Raw genomic sequence first — 4,662 nt, 5'->3', positions numbered from 1 at the left:
TCCCGCCCCCGCGAAGAGGCCGGCACAGGCAACATCAATCAGTAGCCCCGGGCAAAGTCCACTTCCCCACGCAACCCCTGCCCCGCTTCATAAGCCCGCACATTCTCGACAAACAACCGCACCATCGCTGCCGGCGAGGTGGGTGCCGAGCTGTGCCCGGTCAACAATAGCCCCCAGGCGGTCCAGAACGGGTGCTGCCGGGGCAACGGCTCCTGCCGGCAGACATCGATCACCGCTCCGGCCAGATGGCCCTGCTTCAGTGCCTCTACCAGGTCGGCATCGACCACGGCCGCGCCACGCCCGGCATTGATGAACAACGCCGTGGCCTGGAAGCACTTGAACAGCGCCGCGTCATACAGGTCGTGGGTAGCAGGGGTGTCCGGCAGCAGGTTGAGCACGTAGTCGGCCTGGCCCACCATGCGTGGCAAGTCGGCCAGCGCAGCCACCTCGACGAACGGTGCCTGTTCCCGGGCGCTGCTGGCTACGCCGTACAGCACCACACCAAACGGCTGCAGGAACTCGGCCACCCGCTGGCCAATGTCGCCGGTGCCGACAATCAGCACCTTGCGCCCTTCCAGCGTGCGCCCCGGGCGGTCATCCCAGCGCCGCTCGACCTGGCTCACCAGGCGCGACAGCACCTCGCGCTCATGGCCGAGCATGTAGGTCAGCATGTACTCGGCCATCACCTGGCCGAATATGCCCACCGCACGGGTCAGGCGATAGTCACGCGGCAGGCCATCGGCCAGCAACGGCGTGATACCGGCCCACGTCGATTGCATCCATTCCGGTTTGAGGCCCTGGCGTAGCAAGCTCGCCAGCAAGTCCGGCTGGCCCAGCCACACCGTGCACTGCGCTGCCTTACGGGCCAGCTCGGCGGAGTCACCGCTGGTCAGGATTTCCACGTTCGGCGCTGTTTCGCGCAAAAGCCCGGCGTAACGAGCATGGTCATGCTCAGCAATCAGTACACGCATGGTCAGACCGGGTCGTTACGGCGCAACAGCTCTTCGGGCAGGTGCTCGATGTACTCATCTTCCAGCGGCGGCATCTGCAGGTGGTAGCCCTGGTTATCGAGGTTTTCCAGCACCTTGGTGATGTCCTCGCGGGCCAGCTTGCGCTCGGGGCTAAGCACCAGGTCAAACGCGTGCATGGGGGTGCCAAAGGCCGGCAACAGGCCTTCGGGCACACGCTCCAGGCCGTCGGCCTTGAGCACGTACAGGTACATTTCGTTCTTGCGGGGGCTCTTGTAGATCGAGCAAATGCGTTTCATCGGGTTTCTCCGGCAGCTGCCAGGTTGTCCAGCAGGGCCTGGCCCATGCGCTCACGGCGCCAGCCGCGCAGCGAATCGGGCAGTTGATAAGGGCCATGGGGGTAGCCGGTCTTGAGCAGCGCTTCCAGGGCTTTCTTGCGCAGCATCAGCTCGGGGGCAATGCCCAGGCGCTCGCCTTCGGCCTGGCCGATGGCACGCAGTTGCTTGAGAATGCCCGCAGCCTCGATCGGCAGTGGTTCAGGCAACGGCGCTGGCCACTGCTCGGCAGGCAGGCTGCCCGCGCGCTTGATCAGCTGCACGAGAAACTCACCGTCCTGACGAATGGTGCGCGGGTGCATCTCGTCGATCTTGGCCAGCGCCGACAGGTTGTTCGGCTGGCTCTTGGCCATGGGCCACAGCGAGTGTTCCTTGAGGATGCGGTTGCGCGGCACATCACGGTTGCGCGCTTCGCGCTCGCGCCAGGCGCACAGTTCGCGCAGCACCGCCAGTTGCTGGGGGGCCAGCTTCCAGGCGAGCTTGACGTCGCGGTACAGGCTTTCGGGCTCGACTTCACGGCGCAATGCGGCCACCAGCTCGGCGCCGTCTTCCAGCACCCAGGCGTACTTGTCGTCGGACAAACGCGGGCGCAGCACCGTGAACAGCTCGGCCAGGTGCACGGCATCCTCGGCCGCATAACTGATCTGGGTTTCAGAGAGCGGGCGCTGCAGCCAGTCGGAGCGGGTCTCACCCTTGGGCAGCTCGATACCCAGCACCTCCTGCACCAGGCGCGAATAGCCCATGGAGAAGCCCAGGTTCAGGTAACCGGCAGCCAGCTGGGTGTCGAACAGCGGCTGCGGCAGCTTGCCGGTCAGGCGCAGCAGCACTTCAAGGTCTTCGCTGCAGGCGTGCAGCACCTTGACCACACCGCAGTCTTCCAGCAGATCGGCCAAGGGTTGCCAGTTGCCGATCAGCAGCGGGTCGATCAGGAAGGCCCGCTGGCCGTCACCGATCTGAATCAGCCCGGCTTTCGGGTAGAAGGTGTCGACCCGCATGAATTCGGTGTCGACGGCGACGAAGGGCAGTTGGTGCCAGTCGCGGCAGTGTTCGGCCAGGCTCTGGTCGTCACGGATCCAGTGAATTTCGATGGCCACGAGGCTCTCCCACTAACATTGGCGCGCAGTATATACGGCGCGGGCACTGCTGGTGAAACCCGGGCCATCCTTGATATCGATCAGTGGTGCTGTTTGTGAGTGAAGGAACGGCATTTCAGCGCTTGGCCGCCAGCCAAGGCCGGCAGCTGGCGAACATGTCCAGCGACTGCTGGTAGACCTCGGTGCGCACCTGCAACAGGCCGAGCATGGAGTGGAACAGGTTGTCCTGCGACAGCGGGGCATCGCTGAGCTTGGCCAGGCAGTCGGTGTCGAGGCCGAAGTCCTCCTTGTAGCTGTCGGAGAACCAGGTCAGCAGCGGCACGTGCTTTTGCTGCTCAGGGGCGATGGGGTAAGGCGTGCCATGCAGGAACAGGTTGTACTCGCCCAGCGACTCGCCGTGGTCGGACAGGTAGATCATGGCCGTGTCGACCTTGTCCTGTTTGCTGCGCAAGGTGTCGATCAGCGAAGCCAGCACCTTGTCGGTATAGGCCAGGGTGTTGTCATAGCCGTTGATGATCTCCTGCTCGCTGCACTGGTTAAGTGCGTTGCTCTGGCATACCGGCGTGAAGCGCTCGCCGCCACTGGGGTAGCGCTTGAAGTATTCCGGCCCGTGGCTGCCCATCTGGTGCAGCACCAGCACGGTGTCCCTGTCGAGGTTGTCGATCAGCTCGTCCAGACCTTGCAGCAGGATCTGGTCATGGCATTCGCCATTGGCGCACAGTTGGGGGTCCTTGAGGTTGCTGACATCAATGAACTGCACGCGGTCGCAGGTACCCTTGCAGCCCGACTGGTTGTCACGCCACTGCACGGCCAGGCCGGCACGCTGGAGAACGTCCAGCAACCCTTCGCGGTTCTTCGCCACGCGGGCATCGTAATCCTTGCGCTTCATGCCCGAGAACATGCACGGCACCGAGACTGCGGTTTCCGTGCCGCACGAGTGCACATCGGAAAACGCCAGCAGGCCTTGTTCCTTGGCCAGGTTCGGCGTGGTATCGCGCTCGTAGCCCAGCACGCCGAAATGGTCTGCCCGGGCACTTTCGCCGACGACCAGCACCGTCAGCGACTTGCGCTCGTGTTTTTGCCAGGCGGCATCTCGCTTGGCATCTTCGCCATAAGACTGGAATGGGCGCGAGGCAGTACCGACCCGCTCGCTGACATAACCGATGGAGGCCCCAACGATATTGCTCGGGGTCAGCATCAGGCGCAGTTCGTGGTGGTTGCGAAACAGCGACGACAACCCTTGATAATTGACCAGCGCTACCGAGCCAAGGGCCACGACACAGGCACCACTGACCACCAGCTTGCCCAGCAGCTCGCGGTGCCAGGGGCGGTAAGCGATCTGCACCTTCCACAACAACACTGACGGCAAGACACCCAATAACAGGATATAGGCAGCAAACTTCAGCGACATCAGATCGCGCACTTCTGCAACATTGGTCTCAGCCATATTGCGGAACATGCCGGCATCAATCAGTACACCGTACTGGTTCATGAAGTAAGCCGCGCCCGCGCCACTCATGAACAACACGATGAGTACCGGCTTCAATACATAACGGAAGGCAACCAGGGTGAGAATGAGGTTGAAGGCGAACAGCATCAGCACCGCAAACGCCAGGCTCAGCCAAAGCCCTGACAGGCCGGCGGGCACCACCTCTTGCAAGTGCTCCCAGAGAAACATGTTCAAGCCAATCAGCAGGTAAAGGCTGGCCAGCAGCGTGACCCATTCAGTCCGCAGGGATTTAAGGTTGAGCATCAGCGTTCGCAATCAAGAGTGATTATCAGCCCCCAGGCCGGATGGCACCGTGGGAAAGTTGGGCGAACTCTAGAAAGCGCATCATCAATTTTTTGTGAAAAAGACGGTAACAATTTCGTGAAGCGTGGTCTTTTATCAATTTCGTGAAAGTCATTCAGCTGCCATTCAGCGTGGCCGCCCTCACAAGCCTGCGCAAACGCGGCTATCCTCAGTGGTCAGGACCTTACCGACAACCCTGACAGAGGTGAAGAAATGCCAGTTCCGCATGATCTGCTCGCTGACCTGCACGTTACCGCTGATGCATTCCAGGCGCTCATTGACAAGGACCAGGCGCTGCACGCGCTGCACAAGGAATACAACGCCAAGGACAAGGAGGTGGTCGCCGCCGAAGGCAACGGTACCAACGACGACGCCGTCAACCGGCTGCGCAAGGAACGGTTGCTGATCAAGGACAAGATCGAACGGATCATCCATCCGCCCAAATCCTGATTGATTTCACAGGCCTGAACGCG

At 62.0% G+C, this 4,662-nt stretch carries 5 protein-coding genes; 1 reads left to right on the top strand and 4 read right to left on the bottom strand.

Translation table 11 applies throughout. From position 1 onward, the window contains the following. Positions 1-38: 38 nt before the first annotated feature. From ACK1VC_RS21560 to ACK1VC_RS21545, 4 genes are all read right to left on the bottom strand, one after another. Positions 39-971 carry a D-2-hydroxyacid dehydrogenase gene (locus ACK1VC_RS21560; protein ID WP_191086877.1) on the bottom strand — a complete coding sequence of 311 codons (933 nt, stop codon included), beginning with the start codon at positions 969-971 and terminating at the stop codon, positions 39-41. A 2-nt stretch (positions 972-973) separates the two neighbouring features. Continuing rightward, positions 974-1,267, bottom strand: coding sequence for a YcgL domain-containing protein (locus ACK1VC_RS21555; protein WP_016488604.1), 294 nt, complete (start codon positions 1,265-1,267; stop codon positions 974-976). Then, on the bottom strand, positions 1,264-2,397 hold the full coding sequence (gene rnd / locus ACK1VC_RS21550) for a ribonuclease D (RefSeq protein WP_016488605.1): 1,134 nt from the start codon (positions 2,395-2,397) through the stop codon (positions 1,264-1,266). Before rnd ends, ACK1VC_RS21555 begins: the two co-directional genes overlap by 4 nt. Before the next feature lie 115 nt (positions 2,398-2,512). Continuing rightward, entirely contained in the window at positions 2,513-4,150 is a 1,638-nt protein-coding gene (locus ACK1VC_RS21545; protein ID WP_016488606.1) for a phosphoethanolamine transferase, read from the bottom strand. Positions 4,151-4,402: 252 nt separating this feature from the next. Here ACK1VC_RS21545 and ACK1VC_RS21540 point away from each other — a divergent pair, with 252 nt between their 5' ends. Next, positions 4,403-4,639: a YdcH family protein gene (locus ACK1VC_RS21540; protein ID WP_016488607.1), complete on the top strand. Its 237-nt coding sequence runs from the start codon at positions 4,403-4,405 to the stop codon at positions 4,637-4,639. Positions 4,640-4,662: the final 23 nt, after the last annotated feature.

It is taken from the genome of Pseudomonas sp. XP2, assembly GCF_053557975.1.
The sequence above is the reverse complement of the archived record's forward strand: the minus strand, read 5'-3'. Positions and strand labels throughout refer to the sequence as shown.

Bases quoted from the DNA above. Each gene is read 5' to 3' on its own strand.
- ACK1VC_RS21560 (WP_191086877.1), bottom strand. From the start codon at position 971: ATGCGTGTACTGATTGCTGAGCATGACCATGCTCGTTACGCCGGGCTT.
- ACK1VC_RS21555 (WP_016488604.1), bottom strand. From the start codon at position 1,267: ATGAAACGCATTTGCTCGATCTACAAGAGCCCCCGCAAGAACGAAATG.
- ACK1VC_RS21545 (WP_016488606.1), bottom strand. From the start codon at position 4,150: ATGCTCAACCTTAAATCCCTGCGGACTGAATGGGTCACGCTGCTGGCC.
- ACK1VC_RS21540 (WP_016488607.1), top strand. From the start codon at position 4,403: ATGCCAGTTCCGCATGATCTGCTCGCTGACCTGCACGTTACCGCTGAT.